The organism is Psychroflexus planctonicus (genome assembly GCF_014640195.1).
Taxonomy (GTDB): domain Bacteria; phylum Bacteroidota; class Bacteroidia; order Flavobacteriales; family Flavobacteriaceae; genus Psychroflexus; species Psychroflexus planctonicus.
Genome location: NZ_BMGM01000005.1, coordinates 100666 through 118925 on the forward strand (window position 1 = coordinate 100666; position 18260 = coordinate 118925).

At 33.0% G+C, this 18260-nt stretch carries 18 protein-coding genes and 2 tRNA genes; 9 read left to right on the forward strand and 11 right to left on the reverse strand.

What is annotated here, in order from left to right; translation table 11 throughout:
- Positions 1-10: 10 nt before the first annotated feature.
- Together bamG and IEV72_RS06550 are read right to left on the reverse strand one after the other, a co-directional pair.
- The gene (bamG, locus tag IEV72_RS06545; protein WP_188458304.1) at positions 11-1261 is read right to left on the reverse strand and encodes a BamG family beta-barrel-assembly machinery protein; all 1251 of its coding nucleotides are present in this window, start codon (positions 1259-1261) and stop codon (positions 11-13) included.
- The gene (locus IEV72_RS06550) at positions 1245-1994 is read right to left on the reverse strand and encodes a type III pantothenate kinase (protein ID WP_188458305.1); all 750 of its coding nucleotides are present in this window, start codon (positions 1992-1994) and stop codon (positions 1245-1247) included. The genes bamG and IEV72_RS06550 overlap by 17 nt, the downstream gene beginning before the upstream one ends.
- Positions 1995-2090: 96 nt before the next feature.
- On the opposite strand from IEV72_RS06550, the gene IEV72_RS06555 reads away from it, so the two are divergent.
- The 4 genes from IEV72_RS06555 (at position 2091) to bla (ending at position 4304) form a co-directional block, all read left to right on the forward strand.
- Positions 2091-2163, forward strand: a tRNA-Phe gene (locus IEV72_RS06555).
- A 120-nt stretch (positions 2164-2283) separates the two neighbouring features.
- Positions 2284-2472 (forward strand): GIY-YIG nuclease family protein, encoded by a 189-nt coding sequence (locus tag IEV72_RS06560; protein WP_229731829.1) that lies wholly within the window; start codon positions 2284-2286, stop codon positions 2470-2472.
- A gap of 366 nt (positions 2473-2838) precedes the next feature.
- Positions 2839-3573: a carboxypeptidase-like regulatory domain-containing protein gene (locus IEV72_RS06565; RefSeq protein ID WP_188458307.1), complete on the forward strand. Its 735-nt coding sequence runs from the start codon at positions 2839-2841 to the stop codon at positions 3571-3573.
- 11 nt (positions 3574-3584) lie between these two features.
- Entirely contained in the window at positions 3585-4304 is a 720-nt protein-coding gene (bla, locus tag IEV72_RS06570; protein ID WP_188458308.1) for a BlaB/IND/MUS family subclass B1 metallo-beta-lactamase, read from the forward strand.
- Positions 4305-4443: 139 nt separating this feature from the next.
- On the opposite strand, the gene IEV72_RS06575 is transcribed toward bla, so the two are convergent.
- The 5 genes from IEV72_RS06575 to hemF all read right to left on the reverse strand — a co-directional run bounded on the left by IEV72_RS06575 (position 4444) and on the right by hemF (position 8071).
- Complete coding sequence (locus IEV72_RS06575) at positions 4444-4632, reverse strand: hypothetical protein (RefSeq protein ID WP_188458309.1); 189 nt, start codon at positions 4630-4632, stop codon at positions 4444-4446.
- 275 nt (positions 4633-4907) lie between these two features.
- Positions 4908-5189: an HTH domain-containing protein gene (locus IEV72_RS06580; protein ID WP_188458310.1), complete on the reverse strand. Its 282-nt coding sequence runs from the start codon at positions 5187-5189 to the stop codon at positions 4908-4910.
- 199 nt (positions 5190-5388) lie between these two features.
- Positions 5389-6240, reverse strand: a complete 852-nt coding sequence (gene rfbD, locus IEV72_RS06585; protein WP_229731824.1) for a dTDP-4-dehydrorhamnose reductase — start codon at positions 6238-6240, stop codon at positions 5389-5391.
- Positions 6241-6271: 31 nt separating this feature from the next.
- On the reverse strand, positions 6272-7123 hold the full coding sequence (rfbA, locus tag IEV72_RS06590; protein WP_188458311.1) for a glucose-1-phosphate thymidylyltransferase RfbA: 852 nt from the start codon (positions 7121-7123) through the stop codon (positions 6272-6274).
- Between the two features lie 45 nt (positions 7124-7168).
- Positions 7169-8071, reverse strand: a complete 903-nt coding sequence (gene hemF, locus IEV72_RS06595; RefSeq protein WP_188458312.1) for an oxygen-dependent coproporphyrinogen oxidase — start codon at positions 8069-8071, stop codon at positions 7169-7171.
- Between the two features lie 143 nt (positions 8072-8214).
- Here hemF and IEV72_RS06600 point away from each other — a divergent pair, with 143 nt between their 5' ends.
- Positions 8215-9357, forward strand: a complete 1143-nt coding sequence (locus tag IEV72_RS06600) for a cystathionine gamma-synthase (protein ID WP_188458313.1) — start codon at positions 8215-8217, stop codon at positions 9355-9357.
- Between the two features lie 86 nt (positions 9358-9443).
- Here the strand turns inward: IEV72_RS06600 and IEV72_RS06605 are convergent, their stop codons facing one another.
- The gene (locus tag IEV72_RS06605) at positions 9444-10253 is read right to left on the reverse strand and encodes a THC0290_0291 family protein (RefSeq protein ID WP_188458314.1); all 810 of its coding nucleotides are present in this window, start codon (positions 10251-10253) and stop codon (positions 9444-9446) included.
- Positions 10254-10497: 244 nt separating this feature from the next.
- Between IEV72_RS06605 and gdhA the strand changes: the two genes are divergently transcribed.
- The 3 genes from gdhA (at position 10498) to recO (ending at position 14952) form a co-directional block, all read left to right on the forward strand.
- Positions 10498-11841 (forward strand): NADP-specific glutamate dehydrogenase, encoded by a 1344-nt coding sequence (gene gdhA, locus IEV72_RS06610; RefSeq protein WP_188458315.1) that lies wholly within the window; start codon positions 10498-10500, stop codon positions 11839-11841.
- A 94-nt stretch (positions 11842-11935) separates the two neighbouring features.
- Positions 11936-14230, forward strand: a complete 2295-nt coding sequence (gene porZ / locus IEV72_RS06615; protein ID WP_188458316.1) for a type IX secretion system anionic LPS delivery protein PorZ — start codon at positions 11936-11938, stop codon at positions 14228-14230.
- On the forward strand, positions 14230-14952 hold the full coding sequence (gene recO / locus IEV72_RS06620; RefSeq protein ID WP_188458317.1) for a DNA repair protein RecO: 723 nt from the start codon (positions 14230-14232) through the stop codon (positions 14950-14952). The genes porZ and recO overlap by 1 nt, the downstream gene beginning before the upstream one ends.
- Here recO and IEV72_RS06625 read toward each other — a convergent pair.
- Positions 14942-15631, reverse strand: coding sequence for a head GIN domain-containing protein (locus tag IEV72_RS06625; RefSeq protein ID WP_188458318.1), 690 nt, complete (start codon positions 15629-15631; stop codon positions 14942-14944). The genes recO and IEV72_RS06625 overlap by 11 nt on opposite strands.
- 176 nt (positions 15632-15807) lie before the next feature.
- Here IEV72_RS06625 and IEV72_RS06630 point away from each other — a divergent pair, with 176 nt between their 5' ends.
- Positions 15808-16566 carry a UDP-2,3-diacylglucosamine diphosphatase gene (locus tag IEV72_RS06630; protein ID WP_188458319.1) on the forward strand — a complete coding sequence of 253 codons (759 nt, stop codon included), beginning with the start codon at positions 15808-15810 and terminating at the stop codon, positions 16564-16566.
- 61 nt (positions 16567-16627) lie between these two features.
- Here the strand turns inward: IEV72_RS06630 and IEV72_RS06635 are convergent, their stop codons facing one another.
- Together IEV72_RS06635 and IEV72_RS06640 are read right to left on the reverse strand one after the other, a co-directional pair.
- Positions 16628-17836 carry a hypothetical protein gene (locus tag IEV72_RS06635; protein WP_188458320.1) on the reverse strand — a complete coding sequence of 403 codons (1209 nt, stop codon included), beginning with the start codon at positions 17834-17836 and terminating at the stop codon, positions 16628-16630.
- A gap of 335 nt (positions 17837-18171) precedes the next feature.
- Positions 18172-18245: transfer RNA gene (locus IEV72_RS06640), tRNA-Asn, on the reverse strand.
- Between the last annotated feature and the right edge of the window lie 15 nt (positions 18246-18260).

Consider the following 18260-nt stretch of genomic DNA (forward strand, 5'->3'; position numbering starts at 1 on the left):
AATACGTGTTTTAATTAAATCTTCTTTCTACAAACCATTTATCGTTAAAAGAAAAACTTATAAATATACTTAAAAAATTCTCTTTAATTAAACCATTTGAAGTGGTGCCTCTTCGTCCATATTCTACTCCTATATTAGCATTTGTAAAATATCGACCAGCAGGTATACCTACTCCAAAAGATATGCCAAACTCTTCAACGTCTTGATTATTGATACGCATTCCTGTGTCTTGATAACGAATACCAGCCCTATATGTCAAGCGGTTGTAGAAACCTCTTGGCGCATTGTAACGCGGTGTATAAAACCCTCCTAATTTAATTTCATTAGCATCTGTATAGCTAACATTATTTGGAGTATTAAAGTTTAAGCTAGAAAAATCTGGAGCGCTTCTTAATACATATTCTGCTCCTAAAAACCATTTTAAACGTTCTCCGAAACCAATACCCAAAGACTGTACTTCAGAAAGCGTAACCTGAGTATCGCTATTATTTATAACAAGTTCGTCTACAACAACTTCAGAACCATCATTTGCAAGTAAAATTGTGGAAGCCCGCCTTAAATTTTCTGCATTTATAGATGAACCCGTTTGATACCTTGCAGATGCTCGTAGATACTTAAACTTAGAAATCTCGTAGTCATACATTCCTCCAAAATCGAAAGAAAACCCATTTACGTTGGTTTCATTTAAATCCCTTGAACCATACTGAACTTGATTTCTAAAAATAAGAGACTTATTTTCTATAGTTCCAAAATTATAATTGACACTCGCCCCAAGTTTTAATCCATCTAAAGGTGAATAACCCCAGCTTAAATAAGTTGTATTTAGACCACCTCTGCCTCGTAAAACTGAACTTTGATTATCGTTTGACTTTTGAATATCGTAGCCTACTGAAGTAGTTGGCCTAAGCCCAATACCAAATCCACCTATATTGGTTGGTATTCCTATTGCAAAATAATCTATTGTTGTATTTTTAAAGTTATCTGTGCTATTTTCTGATTTATAGTCAGTAATATTAACCGTTAACCCACCTGTAAATGCAGTTAATTTCAAATCTGCATAAGCCGCAGGATTCTGTAAATTAAGATGTATACTATCTGAAAATACGCTTAAGCCTGCCATAGACCTATTTTCGGTTGTTGCTTTAAAACTCTGTGAGCCAATTCCGTAAAAAGAATAAGGGGAATATGTGCCTCTTTGGGCATTTACGGTGAGACTAAAGAATACGATTACAATAAGCGCTAAGCTACTTTTTATTTGCATTTATGTTGAAAATAAGTATTTGATATAAACCAGCTAACTGAAAATTTAAGTTGGCAAAGATGCTATTTTTTACTCGCTCAGCCAAAACTTGAGCATTACCTCCTGTTAAAACTAGTGTTAAATGTTCGTTATCAGTTGAGTATTGTTTTGCAAAACCCTCTATTTCATGAATTATAGCCTGCAAAACTCCAATTTTAAGGCAATCTATTGTATTTTTCCCTAAATATTCTGATGGCATTTTAAGCTTTTCATTTACAAACGGCAAATTTGCTGTAAAAGTATGCATGGCTTTAAAACGCATTTCAATTCCTGGCGAAATTGCTCCACCTTGATAAATACCATCCTGACTCACAAAATCATAAGTAATACAAGTTCCCACATCTACAATCAAACAATTTTTTTCAGGGAATTGATTTTTAGCAGAAACTGCCAAAGCAATACGATCTAAACCTAATGTTTTTGGAGAGTGGTAATTATTTTGAATAGGAATTAAGGTTTGGTGAGTAAACAAAATGCATGCTGTTTTGTTCTGAAGAAGTTTGTACCAATCTTGGTTAAGTTGACCAGAAGCAGACAAAATACTGTTTGAAATAGTGGTGTAGGCATTAAAAAGTTTATTCAACTCTTCTGTAAAAGATGTTTTGTGCACGGATTTGCTAATTACCAAATCATGCTGTTTGTTGTATACACCATACTTTACTAGAGAGTTACCTACATCTACAACTAAATTCATATTTACAAATTAGATAGCGAAATTACAAAATTGAAAATTTTGCAAGGAAGTTTTGGTTAATAAATAAATGAGATTATATTTGCAGCCGCAATCAACGGTGCCTTAGCTCAGTTGGTAGAGCAAAGGACTGAAAATCCTTGTGTCCCTGGTTCGATTCCTGGAGGCACCACACAATTGCCAAACCGCTTTCTTTTTGAGAGCGGTTTTTTTATTACTTTAGTCAAAAGCTCTTCATTTGGAAACCCATTATCTCTATATTATTTTTAGTGAAAAAATCAATAAATTTTATGTGGGTGAATCTGAAAATCATAATCTAAGACTTAAGCTTCATAACCAACATTTCTTTAAAAAAGGATTTACTAAGGCTGCAAAGGGTTGGAGTTTGAAACTGAAATTTCCATGTGAGAGTAAACAGAAAGCTAAGAAGTTAGAGCGATTTATCAAAAAAATGAAATCAAGAAAATTTATAGAAAAATGATCGCTCAACCAGATATATTGGAACATATCTACCGAAACAAAATTTGAACCCTGGTTCCTCCGATGCTTCGGAGCTGGAAGCACCACACAATTGCCAAACCGCTTTCTTTTTGAGAGCGGGTTTTTTTATTACTTTAACCCGTAGTGCATTATCTAAACGAGATTAACTTTCAGATTATTGATATTTCTCTTGAACACAAATTTGTTTATATATCTACAAGCTCAACTAACACATCCATTTCATCATCTGCATAATCATTAAATTTATTTGAATAAATAATTTTTAATGGGTCTTGATTTAAAAACATTTATAAATTTTCGTTGTATTTTTACTCACTAAATATAAAACTCATTAAATTTTAAAATTATGAAGTTTAGATACTTGGCCTTAAGCTCAATCATTTTATTAGTATCATTTTCGTGTAACAAAGATGATGATACAATTACTAATTTAGTTGAAAATGGCAATATTACTGGAGCTGTTAATTTGTATACCGAAGGAACAACACAAATTGAAAATTCAAACATGGTGGTGAAAATTGATGGGATAACGCCAACTATTTCTGCAACAACTAAGGCCGATGGAAATTTCACTATACCAGATGTGCCCTTTGGTACACATATAATTACCTATGAAAAGCCTGGATTTGGAACGTTTAAAAAATTTGATGTAGAACATGAAAATAGCACAACAGCAATTTTGAACTCCCCATCTTTAGGAGAAATTTCGACTACTCAAATCATAAACGTTCAAACGGGTATTGTGGATGATGATATAGTGATTTCAATAACTACTGAACCCGCAGGAAGTTTAGGGAGTACTCGTTATATTAGGTATTTCCTTAGTACAAATTCAAATGTTAATAACGAAGATTATTCGAATTTCTCTCCAGGATTAGTTTCACAAATCAATCCAAAAGAAATAAGCTTATCAAAAACTGATTTATTAGATGCAGGATTTTCATCTGGAGATGTCATTTTTATAAAGGTTTATGGTGATTCATTTTGGAGTAATACATACCATGATCCTAATTTGGGGAGAGATGTATTTCCAAATTTAAACATGTCTTCAGTTGATCCAGTTTCATTTATTGTACCATAAATTATAAAAAAATGAAGAAAATTATTTTTAATTTATGCTTCTTGTTTGTAAATTTACATCTACTTGCCCAAGAACAGCAACAACTTCATATTCAACACCTAACCGATAACTTTTACGTTTACAGCACCCATAAGGATTTTAATGGAACAGAATTCCCTTCTAATAGTATGTATTTAGTAACCCAAAATGGAGTGGTTCTTTTTGATACACCTTGGGATGATACTCAATTTCAGCCTTTGCTTGATAGTATTTATTCAAAGCACAATAAAAAAGTTATACTTGCTATAGCAACACATTATCATGATGACAGAACAGCAGGACTTGAGTTTTTAAGACAAAATGAGATAAAAACTTACAGTTCTCAACTTACTTATGATTTATGCGAACAACACAACGAAAAGCAAGCGGCATTTTCTTTTGTTAATGATACTACTTTCAATGTTGGGAATTACAAATTTGAAACCTATTATGCAGGCGAAGGACATACAAAGGATAATATTGTAATTTGGTTTGATGACTATCAAATTCTATACGGGGGGTGTTTAGTGAAAAGCACTCAAGTTGAAAATTTAGGGAATGTTACTGACGCAAATCTTGAAGAATGGTCCTTAACTATTGAAAAAATAATGAAAAAATATCCTTATCGAAAATTTGTAATCCCTGGACATTTTGGCTGGCCTAATAATAAGGGGCTTGAGCACACACTTAAATTATTAATGCAAAACAACTAAACCACAATGAACTTTAAAACCATAGACTTTACCCTGACTAAAAGTGAGCCCTGATTATTAGATTCATTACCATTTCTTGTAACTGAAGTTAAAGCGATTGGACCATCAACTACATTGGATTTTAGGTTGTAATTTGTTTTTATATTTTTGTTTTTTGCCAGCAGCATGGTTTGGTAGCTAAGGTTAGAAGTAGCATAGCTTTTAAGTTAAGCTCTAAATTAACTTTGTATGTATTCGTATTTTTTGAAAATCCAAAAGCATCGGGTTTAGCAAACTGATGAAGGTGTTCATGAACTTGTTCTTCTTCAGTGATTATAACATCACCCAAGCGTTCAATGTTAAAAAACTTGTTTTGCTGTTTTTTAATTTCAAAAGCACAAAGCGACCTGTAGTTAGCTGTAAGCTTAAAGGGTTCAACAAGTCTATCTGAAACTTTTTGAGAATTAATAGACTGGTACTGCTCAATTATAATTTGTTTATTGTGGTTAATACCTTCAATTAATTAAACTTATGAGATTGGCTAATTTAGCATTGTATATTTCATGGTTGATTAGCTCTATATCTGTATTTAAACTTAGCTTATGAATAACAGACTGCGATAGGTTATTTTTCTTTTCCTGTTGATAATAAAAGCTCTTTTAAAAAGCTTAATTCTTCTGTATTGAAGTTTGATGGTGCAATTAATTGATTATCCTGTATGCAATATTTTTTAAACTTATCTACTTCAATATTGAAGCCTACACTTTCTAAAAGTTCTAAGTATCTGTAGACTGTTCTAGACGACGACTCCAAAAAATTCGCCATGTAATTGATAGATTTAGGAGGCTCTTGCTTAAGTAATGCTATTAATTTTAATAAACGATAAAGCAATTTCTGGTTGGCCAATTTTGTGTTGTTTTATACAAAGTAGCTAATAAAAGTTAGCATATAAAAAACCATTGACTCTATTTGTCGATTTTATTTAACGTATTATATGCGTGATAGTTGAAATATAAATAAACTTGCAAGGTTTGCAAAAGTTGTAAACGAACTGGTGTTTAAAACTAAAGTTCCCATGTAAAAGTAAAGAGAAAGCTAAAAAATTTTAGCCTTGCAAACCAAGCAATGAAATCTTCCAGTCTTTAATTTCTACACCAAAGGTTTCGCTTATTTTTTGGGAATTCATCACGCTGTAAACAGGACGCTTTGCTTTTGTAGGATAAAAATCTGTTGATGAAAGCTGCACACCTTCCAAAGCGTTTTCATTTTTGAAAATTTCAAATGCGAAATCGTACCAAGTTGCTCTACCAGAATTTGAATAATGATAAACCCCAAAAGCTTCTATTTTGGTTGAAATTACTTTCAGAATAGCTTGTGCTAAATCATTTGCATTGGTGGGGCAACCTACTTGATCGGTCGTAATTTTTAAATCCATTCCGCTACCTATTTTTTGATGCATAGATTTATAAAAATTATGCCCAAATTGAGAATATAACCAAGATGTTCTAAAAATGTAATAAGAAGACATTATACGCTCTATAGCTTGCTCTCCTGCTAACTTTGAAGCACCATATACATTAATTGGGTCGGTAGCATCTGTTTCTAGATAAGGTTTGTTTTTTTCTCCATTAAACACATAATCTGTAGAAATATGAATGAGCTGTACCTGCTTTTCATGACAAAGTTTAGCTATGTTTTCTACCGCTTCAGCATTTACAGAAAAGGCTTTTGTTTTTTCATCTTCTGCTAAATCTACTTGAGTGTAAGCTGCCGCATTAATTAAAAAATCGGGCTTCTTTTCTTGAATTGCTTTTTCTATATCTTCTTTTTGAGTAACATCACATGCTTTAGAGCCTAAAAAAGTATACTTAAATTCTGTAAATTGTGAAGCAGCTTTTTGAATACATTGGCCTAATTGACCATTTGCTCCTAAAGTCAGGATGTGTTTTTGCATCATACTGTAAAAAAATTAGTTTATATTGAAGTAGTTAAAGCTGAATATTTTTTCCGTAACCGCTTTTCATTAAAGGGGTAATTAGTTCTTGGAGTTCTGCTTTAGAAATGTACCCCATTTTATATGCCATGTGTTCTGGAGCACCGATTTTTAATCCTTGCCTTTCTTCTATAACTTCTACAAATTGTGCAGCTTGCATCAAAGAAGTAAAAGTTCCTGTATCAAGCCAAGCCGTTCCATGATCTAAAATACTAACGTTCAATTTTCCCTTTTTAAGATAGGCATTGTTTACATCGGTAATTTCTAATTCACCACGATGGCTTGGTTTTATATTTTTAGCAATTTCAACTACTTCATTATCGTAAAAATAAATACCTGGAACCGCATAATTTGATTTGGGTTTTGCAGGTTTTTCTTCTATTGAAAGTGCTTTTCCGTTTTCATCAAATTCAACTACACCATATCTTCCTGGGTCATGTACATGGTATGCATAAATAATTCCGCCATCAGGATTGTTGTTTTGTTGAAGCAGATTATCTAAACCTGAACCATAAAAAATATTATCGCCAAGTATGAGTGCAACTTTATCTGAGCCGATAAATTCTTCACCAATAATAAAAGCTTCCGCTAGACCGTTGGGTTGATCTTGTACAGCATATTCAAATTTACAACCCAATTTAGAACCATCGCCAAGCAGTTTTTCAAATAACGGCAAATCTACAGGAGTAGAAATAATAAGTATTTCTCGAATTCCAGCAGACATTAAGGTGGAAAGCGGATAATAAATCATGGGTTTATCGTACACTGGCATCAGTTGCTTACTAACGGTTAAGGTTAATGGATGTAACCTTGTTCCTGAGCCACCTGCTAAAATAATTCCTTTCATAATATGTACTTATAAGATTAATTAGTTTGTTTCAAAAGTAAAATTTTAGACCCAACTTTTCGGCTTTTTAAGCACATTTATCAATTTTTCTTCTTCAGAATTTGGTTCTGGCTGATGGTTATACTGCCATTGTACATGTGGTGGTAGACTCATTAAAATACTTTCTATTCTTCCATTTGTTTTTAGCCCAAATAAAGTTCCTTTATCGTGCACAAGGTTAAACTCTACATATCTACCTCTTCTTATTTCTTGCCATTTGCGTTGTTGCTCTGTATAAGAAAGTTTCTTTCTTTTTTCAACTATTGGCAAATATGCGTTTAAAAAGTTATCGCCCATATCGGTTACAAAATCAAACCAATCTTGCATGCTTTTTTCTGAAGTGGCTTTGCAATAATCAAAAAACAAACCACCTATTCCACGGGCTTCATTTCTATGCGAATTCCAGAAATAGTTGTCGCATTTTTCTTTGTATAATACATAAAAAGTATCATCATGTCTATCGCATGTTTCTTTACAAACTTGATGAAAATGCTTAGCATCTTCTTCAAACAGATAATAAGGTGTTAAGTCTAAACCTCCACCAAACCATTGGTCTACAATATTTCCGTTTTGGTCGTACATTTCAAAATACCTAAAATTAGCATGAACAGTTGGCAGCATTGGAGAAGTTGGATGGATAACAAGGCTAATTCCGCAGGCAAAAAAATCGCAGTCTTTTACGTTGAAATAATTTTGCATGGATTTAGGCAAAGCTCCATGCACAGCCGATATATTTACACCGCCTTTTTCAAAAACATTTCCATTTTCAATAACGCGGGTTCTTCCTCCACCACCTTCTTTTCTCTCCCATACATCTTCTTTAAATTTAGCTTTTTGATCTATTTTTTCTAGACCTGCTGTAATTTGGTCTTGCAACTGACTTATATATTTGTAAAAAGCTTCCTTCATAGGTATTTCAATTTATTGGCAAAGATAGAATAGTTAGCAAACTTTGCTAGTGCTTGAGTCAATTCTGTTAAAGCTATAATAAAGACTTTCAAACCATATGGGTAAGCTATGGCTTTAATTACATTTGTGTAAAAATAATTTTTATGCAATTCAATACAAAGACTATCCATGGTGGACAAGAGAACATAGATCCAGCTTACGGTGCGGTTATGCCACCCATTTATCAAACATCAACTTATTCTCAAACCAGTCCTGGCAATCACAAAGGTTTTGAATATTCAAGAAGTGCAAATCCTACTCGTACTGCTTTAGAAAATTCTCTAGCAAGTATTGAAAATGGAAAATATGGTCTTGCATTTGCTTCGGGTTTAGCTGCTATAGACGCCATTATTAAGTTATTGAAACCTGGAGATGAAGTGATTTCTACAAACGATTTATACGGTGGTTCATACCGATTATTTACTTCTATTTTTGAAGGCTTAGGAATTAAATTTCATTTTGTGGGAATGGAAAGTACCACTGCTGTTGAAGCTAAAATCAACAAAAACACAAAATTGATTTGGGCGGAAACACCTACTAACCCAATGATGAATATTATAGATATTGAAGCCCTTGCAAAAATTGCAAAAACCAATAAGGTTTTACTGGCGGTTGACAATACGTTTGCCACAGCATATTTGCAACAGCCTTTAGATTTAGGGGCAGATATTGTAATGCATAGTGCAACAAAATACCTAGGCGGACATAGTGATGTGGTTATGGGTTCGGTTGTAGTAAATAATGAAGAGCTAGCCAATAAACTCTATTTTATTCAAAACGCTAGCGGTGGAATTGCTGGACCAATGGACAGTTTTTTAGTTTTACGCGGAATTAAAACCTTACATCTACGCATGCAACGCCATTCTGAAAATGGAAGAGCTGTAGCCAAGTTTTTAAGTGAACACCCAAAAGTTGAAAAGGTCTATTGGCCTGGATTGGAAAATCATCCAAATCATGAAATTGCTAAAAAACAAATGAAAGATTTTGGCGGAATGGTTTCCTTTACCACAAAAGGAAATAGTTACGAAGATGCAATTAAATTTACAGAAAAAGTGAAGGTGTTTACCTTAGCCGAATCTTTAGGCGGAGTGGAATCTTTAGCTGGACATCCTGCTAGTATGACGCACGCAAGTATTCCAAAAGAAGAAAGAGAGAAAACAGGAGTAGTAGACTCTTTAATTCGATTAAGTGTTGGGATAGAAGATGAAAAAGATTTAATTGAAGACCTAAAACAAGCTTTAGCGTAATAGATTAAACATCTTTTAAATTATCGGAATAAATAAAGGCTAACTTTTCAAGTTAGCCTTTATTATTTATAAACTTAAATTGTTTTTTAATCAAAATAATATGTAAAACCAACGTTTAAGAAAAACATCCAATCGTTGCTTTCATTATTAGGATTTCTTGGATCTAAACCATCTACAAAATCAGAGAAAAAAGAGTGCCATCTTCCTTCTATAAACAAATCTATATCTTCATTTACACGATAACGTGTACCTGCTTGAAAATTAACAGATGCTGTAATGTCTGATGAATTTGAAATCCGGTCTCTACCACCTGATGGTGGTGGCAAGAAGGTTGGCCACGTATTTTGTCGGGCACCAATCCTTCCTGGCAGACTAGTTTCTACAGATGGATTGTAATAAACCAAATTAATACCAAAACCTGCATAAGGTTGAAAAATTTCGATTTGCCTTTCGTATTCTCGTATGGGTCTCCAATTCCATTCTAAACCCGTACCCAATTCAAACACTGTGGTTTTTCCAGACATATTTTCGAGTGTAGGTCCCAATCTTGGATCGTTTGGGTCACTTGGATCAAAAGATTCACTTTCAGCACGAACCCATCTACCATAATGATTCAAATTTGTTTGATGTACTGTAAGTTGATTTCTCAACTTAAAGTGCTTGTGGAAATATTTGTAGGAATTTCTGCCGTAGGCGAAGTTAGCAAAGTGAATAATATTCACTCCAAAGCCTGTGTTACCAAAGTTTGTACTTCCATCACGTCTTTCTCCCCAATCTCCACGAAAGGAAACTGGACCTATGCCAAAACCTACTTCATGATAAATTTCTTGGGCAAAGCTAGAAATAGTAACAAAAAATACAAGCGGTAATAAAAAATAGTTAAGCTTGGCTTTCATAGTGTTAGTTATCTGTAAGCAAATATATAAAAACAAATTTACCAAAGAAATTAAATTGTGTTTAGCAAGCATATAATTACAAGTATTGAAATAATTCTACAATTTTAGGCTAACTTGATTAAAATTTAAAAATATTTATTTTGAATATATGGCAATTTATAGGCTAAAATCAACTAGTGTTTTGCGAAATCTTAAATTATAAATTTTATATTTGTAAATAACTTAATTTAAGTACATAAAATATATGAAAGCTAATATAAAATCGTTTTTAGATCAGGTTGAAAAACGTAACCCCAACCAACCCGAATTCCTTCAAGCAGTTGAAGAAGTAGCAGAAACCATTGTTCCTTTTATTGAAGAAAACAAAAAATACCAAGGACATTGCTTATTAGAACGCATGGTAGAGCCAGAACGTGTAATTATGTTCAGAATAACATGGATTGATGATCATGGCGACATAAAAGTTAATCGTGGTTTTCGCATTCAGATGAATTCTGCTATAGGACCATACAAAGGTGGCTTGCGTTTTCATCCTTCAGTAAACTTGAGTATTTTAAAATTTTTAGCTTTTGAACAAGTCTTCAAAAACAGCTTGACTACCCTACCTATGGGTGGTGGAAAAGGTGGTTCTGACTTTGATCCAAAAGGAAAGTCAGACAATGAAATTATGCGTTTCTGCCAAAGTTTTATGACTGAATTGTATAGACACATTGGAAATGATACTGATGTTCCTGCAGGAGATATTGGCGTTGGCGCAAGAGAAATTGGTTATATGTTTGGCCAGTACAAACGCATACAAAATGAATTTACAGGTATTCTTACAGGAAAGGGACGTTCTTATGGTGGTTCTTTAGTGAGACCTGAAGCTACAGGTTACGGTAACGTATATTTTGCACAAAGTATGTTAGAAAGAAAAGGAGACAGCTTAAAAAACAAAACCGTTTTGATTTCAGGTTCTGGAAATGTAGCACAATATGCCGCTGAAAAAGCAACACAACTTGGAGCGAAAGTAATTACCATGTCAGATTCTGGCGGTTATATTCATGATGCAGATGGAATTGATCAAGAAAAATTGAGTTTCATCATGGAAATTAAAAACGAAAAACGCGGAAGAATTCATGAATATGTAGAAAAATATCCAACTGCAACTTTCCATGAAGGAAAAACTCCTTGGGGAGAAAAAGCTGATGTGGCTTTACCATGTGCTACTCAAAATGAATTATTGAAAGATGATGCACAAAAATTAGTAGATAATGGATGCATATTGGTTGGTGAAGGTGCAAACATGCCTTGTACTCCAGATGCAGTTGAAGTTTTTCAAAAAGCGAAGATTTTATTTTCTCCTGGAAAAGCATCTAATGCTGGTGGTGTAGCTACTTCTGGATTAGAAATGTCTCAAAATTCATTAAGATTAAGCTGGTCTTCAGAAAAAGTAGATGACAAGCTGAAGGTAATTATGAAAGACATTCACGATGCTTGCGTTCAGTATGGACAAACCGAAGATGGTTATGTAGATTACGTAAAAGGAGCAAATATAGCTGGGTTTGTAAAAGTAGCTGATGCTATGATAGCACAAGGCGCAGTATAATATTTAATTTTTATAAACGTTTAAAAGCTTGGATTAATTTCCAAGCTTTTATTTTTGGTATATATTTGAAACGTAAAGCAGAGTTTTTAAACCCATGAAAATATTTCAATTTATTCTAATCTTGTTTGCAACAGTTTTTGCAACAGCTCAAGATTTCCCTGGTTGGGAAGGCCATTTTTCTTATGTAAACATCGGTGGGCTTTCAAAAGGAAATAATAAAATAGTTGCCGCCGCAGAAAACGCATATTTTAACTACGAGCCCAACTTAGAGTTTACTTCTACTTTTAGTACCGTAAATCAATTATCGGGAAGAAAAATATCTGCAATACTTTATACAGAAGAATTTAATTTTACTTTAATTGGTTATGAAAATGGACTAATCCAAATAGTAAGAGATCAACAAAACCAAGTGCTAAATTTTGTAGATATTGTAAACCGGGTAACCATTGCGCCAACTCAAAAAAGAATAAACCATATTTTAGAGTACCAAGATTTTGCATATTTATCTACAGATTTTGGTATAGTAGAATTTAATTTAGACGACCGGGAATTTGGTGACAGCTTTTTTATTGGAGATGGTGGTTCACAAATAAAAGTAAACCAAACCACCATATTAGATGGTAAAATTTATGCAGCCACAGATAATGGCCTGTATGTTGGCGACTTAAACAACCCAAACCTGATTGATTTTAACAGCTGGACTAGAATAAATAACGGTTCTATTAAGACCATTGCAACTTTTGAAAACCAAGTATTTTTAACAAATTCAGCAAATAGCTTATTTGTATTAAATGAAATTGACAATAGTCTAAATTTTGTAAATACCTTTAATGCTAGCATTCGCGATATGCGAGTTTCTAAAGAAGATTTACTTTTAATTACCAGAAACCAAGTATTTTCTTACGATGAAAACTTAAATGAAGACATTCCTATATTTGAAGTAAATGGCCTTGATTTAGATTTAAGCACTGCCATTAGTGATGCTACAACTTTTTACCTAGCCGACCGAAATTTTGGTTTATTAGAAGTAAGTGAGCAAAGTGGAATACCAACAGCAAAATTCTTAAGCCCTAACGGCCCAATTTTAAATCGAGTTTTTAGTTTAACTGCTGCATCAAATCAACTTTGGGTAACCTACGGAGAATATGACCAGTTTTTTAATCCATACCCATTAAACACAAGAGGTGTCAGCCATTTGGTTGGCGAAAATTGGTCTAACATCTTACCAGAAGGTTTAGATAATGCTAGAGTAATTTCGCATGCTACAGTAGATGCAAATAACCCTGATCGCGTGTATTTAAGCAGTTATATAGATGGCTTGTTAATTTTAGAAAATGAAGAACTCATACTCCGTTTAGACAATACTAATTCTGCTATAGAAGGTATTGCTTCTACAGCAGATGATAACCGAATTGGTGCTTCTGTTCAAACACCAAACGGAGACTTATATTTTTCTAATGGCTTATCAGAAAATCCTATAAAGAGACTAAATACAAACGGAGTTGTAGAAGCAGTTGACATTTCTTCTGTTTTTGATGAAGTCTTAAGTTCTAGTTCCACTAAAATTACTTCAGACGCACAAGGCAATGTTTACATGGCTACATTTAAAACAGGTGTTATGGCGTACCAGCCAGAAAACAATAGAGCTGGACGAATAAGCAGCGAAATTAACGGAGTAGATTTTCCAAATGTAACCAATGCTAATCCTATTATAACAGCACTTGCAGTAGATAATTCTAACCGTTTATGGATTGGTACTTCAGAAGGTTTACGAGTAATGTTTAACCCTTCAAGCGTTTTTACAAATAGCACCCTAAATGTTTCGCCTATAATTATTGTAGAAGAAGATGGTGTTGCTCAAGAATTACTTTTTCAGCAAGCCATAACAGAAATTGTGGTAGATGGCGCAAATAACAAATGGATTGGCACCGCAGATTCTGGGGTTTTTCAAGTTTCAGCAAACGGTCAAGAAGTATTAAACCGTTTTACCCGAGACAATTCGCCTTTACCGAGTAACAATATTACTAGTATTGCAATAGAAGGAAACACGGGCTTGGTTTATTTTGGAACGGTAAACGGTTTGGTTTCGTTTAACAGTAGAGTTACCGATGCCAATAACGATTTATCTGAAGTAAGGGTTTTTCCTAATCCTGTTAGGCCCAATTACACTGGCGAAGTTACAGTAGATGGTTTAACAGAAGGTGCCAACGTAAAAATTACAGACATTACCGGTAACTTAGTCCACGAAGAATTTGCACAAGGTGGAAGTATTAGATGGAACACAACTGCATTTGGAAAACACAAAGTTGCATCTGGTGTATATTTAGTTTTAATAACCGGAAGCGATGAAATAGAAACAGCCGTTAAAAAAATAATGATTGTACGCTAATGTACATTAAAACAAACGCATTTGTAATTTCTACATTAAAATATGCTGAAGCAGATTTAATTGTAAAATGCTACACCAAAAGTCATGGAATGTTAAGTTTCATGGTTAAAGGTGTTCGAAAAAGCAAACGTGGTAAGATTAAGGTTTCTTACTTTCAAGCTTTAAGTTACCTTGATATTGAATTTTCCTACAGACCCAATAAAAATTTACTTTTTATTAAAGAAGTAGCTGCACAGCAAAGCTTTAACTCTATTCAGAGAGATGTTTATAAATCTACTTTAAGCTTATTTTTAGCTGAAGTCTTGCAATCTTGTATACAAGAAGAAGAAGCCAATAAAAATCTTTTTCAATTTATTGAAACTACCTTGCTTCAGTTGGAAAAAGCAGAAAAAATAGGCCATTTTCATTTGTTATTTTTGCTTCAACTTAGCCAACATTTAGGTTTTTTTCCGAACAAAGAACAAACTGCATACGATTACTTTAATCTTATAGACGGAGTTTTTCAAATAAAAGAAACCAACAGATATTGTTTTTCAGGAAGAGAAATTGAAGATTTAAAATTGATTCTGAATTACAATTACGAAAATGCACAGCTTCTTAAAATGCCTAAGCAAAACAGACTCCAATTGTTAGATTTGATATTGTTGTATTACGAAATTCAGATCCAGGGTTTTAAAAAACCGCTTTCATATCAGGTCTTGCAAGAAGTCTTTACTTATTAACAATCACTTTTTTAATGAGTCCGCCTAGTTTAGTGGTTTCATCTAAAACTTCAGGATTGCCAAAAACACTAACTTCTCCACCAGCAATAACGCTTGCTACACAAGATTCTGAAGCATAAACGCTAGCTGTTCCTTGATAACTAATTTCTACATTAGTAACTTTGGTTTTGAGTTTTTCTCCGTTGTATTCGGCTCCCGTTTTTATCACTATATTTTGATTTTGGGCTTTACCTTGTAAAGTAATTACTCCATTTGTAAGCAGATATAAATTTAATTTTTCAACTTCAATTTCAGCTTGAATACTGGCCATTTCTACAGCTTTAAAAGAAATTTCATCCTGCTCGACTATTCCTTCTATTTCAAGTTTGGCACTACTAGTTGCTTCAATAGTTTCAACGCTTTTTACAAAAATATCAACCTGCGTATCCGAATTAGAAAATAAGCTGTTTAACGGCAAGCTAATTCTAAGCTCATCTCTTCTGCTTCGTATATTTACTTCGTCTTTGTCTAAGCCGTTTATTATAATTTTATTGGCATCTGCATTAACATGAATAGTAGCAATAATACCGCTTGACACTTTCACTTTTGTGAAACTTTCAGCAATATTTTCTACTCTTTCTTGCGCTAAACAAAGCGTAAAAAAAAGAGAGAAAATTAGTACAGCCGTATGCTTCAACATGAAATAAATTTAAAAGGGTAAATGTATTCAATATTTTCAAAGATATCTATAAATTACAAAAAAGCTAAGATTTGGATGTTAAGGAAACGGCTTCAGATAAACTTGATTTGTGAATAATGAATTATTGAAAGTTTGATTATCAGCAAAAATGTATCTTTGAAGCAGAATTGGTTTACATGAATATTCCTGAAGGAAAGAAAGTATATTTTGCAAGCGATAATCACTTAGGTGCGCCAACTAGAAAAGAAAGTCTTGCTAGAGAGAAAAAATTTGTGCGGTGGTTAGACCACATTCAAAAAGATGCTGCAGCTTTATTTTTGTTGGGTGATTTATTCGACTTTTGGTTTGAATATAAGGAAGTAGTGCCCAAAGGCTTTGTAAGAACGCTAGGTAAATTGGCGGAAATTTCTGATGCTGGAATTCCTATTCATTTTTTTGTAGGCAATCATGATTTGTGGATGAATAATTACTTTAAAGAAGAGTTGAACATTTCTGTTTACCATAAACCTGAAGTTTTTACATTTAATAACAAACAATTTTTTATAGGACATGGCGACGGTTTAGGCCCAAACGACAAAGGTTATAAACGCATGAAGAAAGTCTTTGTCCACCCGTTTTCAAAATGGCTCTACCGTTGGTTACATCCAGATATTGGTGTGCGTTTAGCAAGACATTTATCGGTTAAAAACAAATTGATTTCTGGCGATGATGATGCCAAATTTTTAGGAGAAGAAAATGAATGGCTTGTACAATACGCCAAACGTAAATTAAGCAAACAACATTTTGACTACTTTTTATTTGGTCACCGACATTTACCTATGGAAATTCAACTAAATGAAACTTCTACTTACATCAACACCGGAGATTGGATCAATTACTTTACCTACGCCGTTTTTGATGGCAAAGAACTTAGTTTGTTAACTTTTGATACCTAGTTAAAAACAGGAAAACGTTCAGGAAGATGTCTACTTATTAAATCAATTACTCAATTTGTTTTTAGAACAAAGTATAAGCTGCTATAAAGCTTATAGTACCATCTGCATTTAACTCCACAATATTATCTATGGTATGCCTTTTAATAATATAATAATTTATGGAAAATGAATATTTCTCTTTGTATGTTCCACCTACACCAACAATTACACTATGTTTATTAATACTGTTTTGGTCCTGTAACTTTATTCCTCTATAATTTGAGTCAAAATCTTTTTTTAAAGCGGCATTAAAAGCATACGCAGTGCTTACAAAAAATTGATGATCTTTATTTATTTTAAAATACCTTCTAATGCCAATTGGAAGCTCTAAAGCGGAAGCATCAAAAGAAGAATCACGCGAAGGATATAGAGCGTCTGTTTTGCTTGCCTTTAGTTTTTGAAAGTTTGGAGCAAAAAAAACACGCCATTTATCTCTATCATTAGTTCGTGTGAATTCTGTTTCAATTCCTATTGAGTAAGTAACTAGATTTTCAAATTTATTTTTAACAATCAAAACCTGTTGATTGTAACTATTATAAGTAAATTTTGTTTCAAACGGAGGTAAATAAAGGCCACCTAGTGTAATTTTAAAGTCCATTTTGGTTACTGTTTTGTTTTCATAAAAGTTCACAAAATCTTCATCAACACAGCTTGAATAATCTTGAAAGAAGTCTGTTAATTTATCTTCATCATATTTTATTTCTGCATAGCGTTTTATGTCGAAATCTTCACAAAACAAGTCACCATAAAGTTGTTTCTGATATTCTCTACCCTGAATGTTTTTAGTATTCTTTACTTTTTCGGTGTATTTTAATAATGTTATGCTCTTATTATTGCCATAAAAGAAGAAGTCTGATATTTGCTTATAAGCATAAAGATTAGATTTAGATTCAAATAAAACTTTAAGAAAAACTAATTGACCTTTTCTTTTAATGAGTTTACCGCCTAGATCAACTAAATTCTCTTCCAAAGTATGGCGTTTATAGTATTGATCAGTACCGTAAACTAAAAACTCGGATACTTCTCTAATCTCTTTGGTTTGAACTATTGAATCTTTAGCCATTTTGTAACCAAAACTATCTGGATTTTTAGACCAATCCATATTTTTAATTAAGCATTCTACTTTATTATTATCGTTGTCAATAAAATACCCTTCTTGAAAATAAAGTTGTGCATTTAAATGCAGAACAAAAAAAGAAAATAAGATGAAGTAATAATTGGCTTTTTTCATAACAGTTTTAAAAGTTAATAAGATGGATTTGAAGCTCAAAAATAAAATTTTAAAAGGAATACCCTACTTTTTTAAAAAGTTTAATCAAAGGGTATTGAAAAATATAAATTGCACTTAAAAAATTCAATTGTTTCAATATGCAAATTTTATGCAAATGAAAAGGATTGCAATTGTATAAGCTTGAAAGTTCTTTATGGTTTGACTATCTCAAACCCCGAAGCGTCGGGGGAACTTTGGACTTATCAAAACAGTTTGAAGTCTGATATAATAATTAAAAAAAATCAATACTTATTAAAAACAAAGAATCCCGATACTTACGTATCAGGATTAATTTGCTCCCCCTCAAAGACTCGAACTTTGGACCCTCTGATTAACAGTCAGATGCTCTAACCAACTGAGCTAAGGGGGAATATTTTTGCTTGTT

Coding starts and splice junctions, on each gene's coding strand:
- bamG (WP_188458304.1), bottom strand. CDS start 1,261: ATGCAAATAAAAAGTAGCTTAGCGCTTATTGTAATCGTATTCTTTAGT.
- IEV72_RS06550 (WP_188458305.1), bottom strand. CDS start 1,994: ATGAATTTAGTTGTAGATGTAGGTAACTCTCTAGTAAAGTATGGTGTA.
- IEV72_RS06565 (WP_188458307.1), top strand. CDS start 2,839: ATGAAGTTTAGATACTTGGCCTTAAGCTCAATCATTTTATTAGTATCA.
- bla (WP_188458308.1), top strand. CDS start 3,585: ATGAAGAAAATTATTTTTAATTTATGCTTCTTGTTTGTAAATTTACAT.
- rfbD (WP_229731824.1), bottom strand. CDS start 6,240: ATGATGCAAAAACACATCCTGACTTTAGGAGCAAATGGTCAATTAGGC.
- rfbA (WP_188458311.1), bottom strand. CDS start 7,123: ATGAAAGGAATTATTTTAGCAGGTGGCTCAGGAACAAGGTTACATCCA.
- hemF (WP_188458312.1), bottom strand. CDS start 8,071: ATGAAGGAAGCTTTTTACAAATATATAAGTCAGTTGCAAGACCAAATT.
- IEV72_RS06600 (WP_188458313.1), top strand. CDS start 8,215: ATGCAATTCAATACAAAGACTATCCATGGTGGACAAGAGAACATAGAT.
- IEV72_RS06605 (WP_188458314.1), bottom strand. CDS start 10,253: ATGAAAGCCAAGCTTAACTATTTTTTATTACCGCTTGTATTTTTTGTT.
- gdhA (WP_188458315.1), top strand. CDS start 10,498: ATGAAAGCTAATATAAAATCGTTTTTAGATCAGGTTGAAAAACGTAAC.
- porZ (WP_188458316.1), top strand. CDS start 11,936: ATGAAAATATTTCAATTTATTCTAATCTTGTTTGCAACAGTTTTTGCA.
- recO (WP_188458317.1), top strand. CDS start 14,230: ATGTACATTAAAACAAACGCATTTGTAATTTCTACATTAAAATATGCT.
- IEV72_RS06625 (WP_188458318.1), bottom strand. CDS start 15,631: ATGTTGAAGCATACGGCTGTACTAATTTTCTCTCTTTTTTTTACGCTT.
- IEV72_RS06630 (WP_188458319.1), top strand. CDS start 15,808: ATGAATATTCCTGAAGGAAAGAAAGTATATTTTGCAAGCGATAATCAC.
- IEV72_RS06635 (WP_188458320.1), bottom strand. CDS start 17,836: ATGAAAAAAGCCAATTATTACTTCATCTTATTTTCTTTTTTTGTTCTG.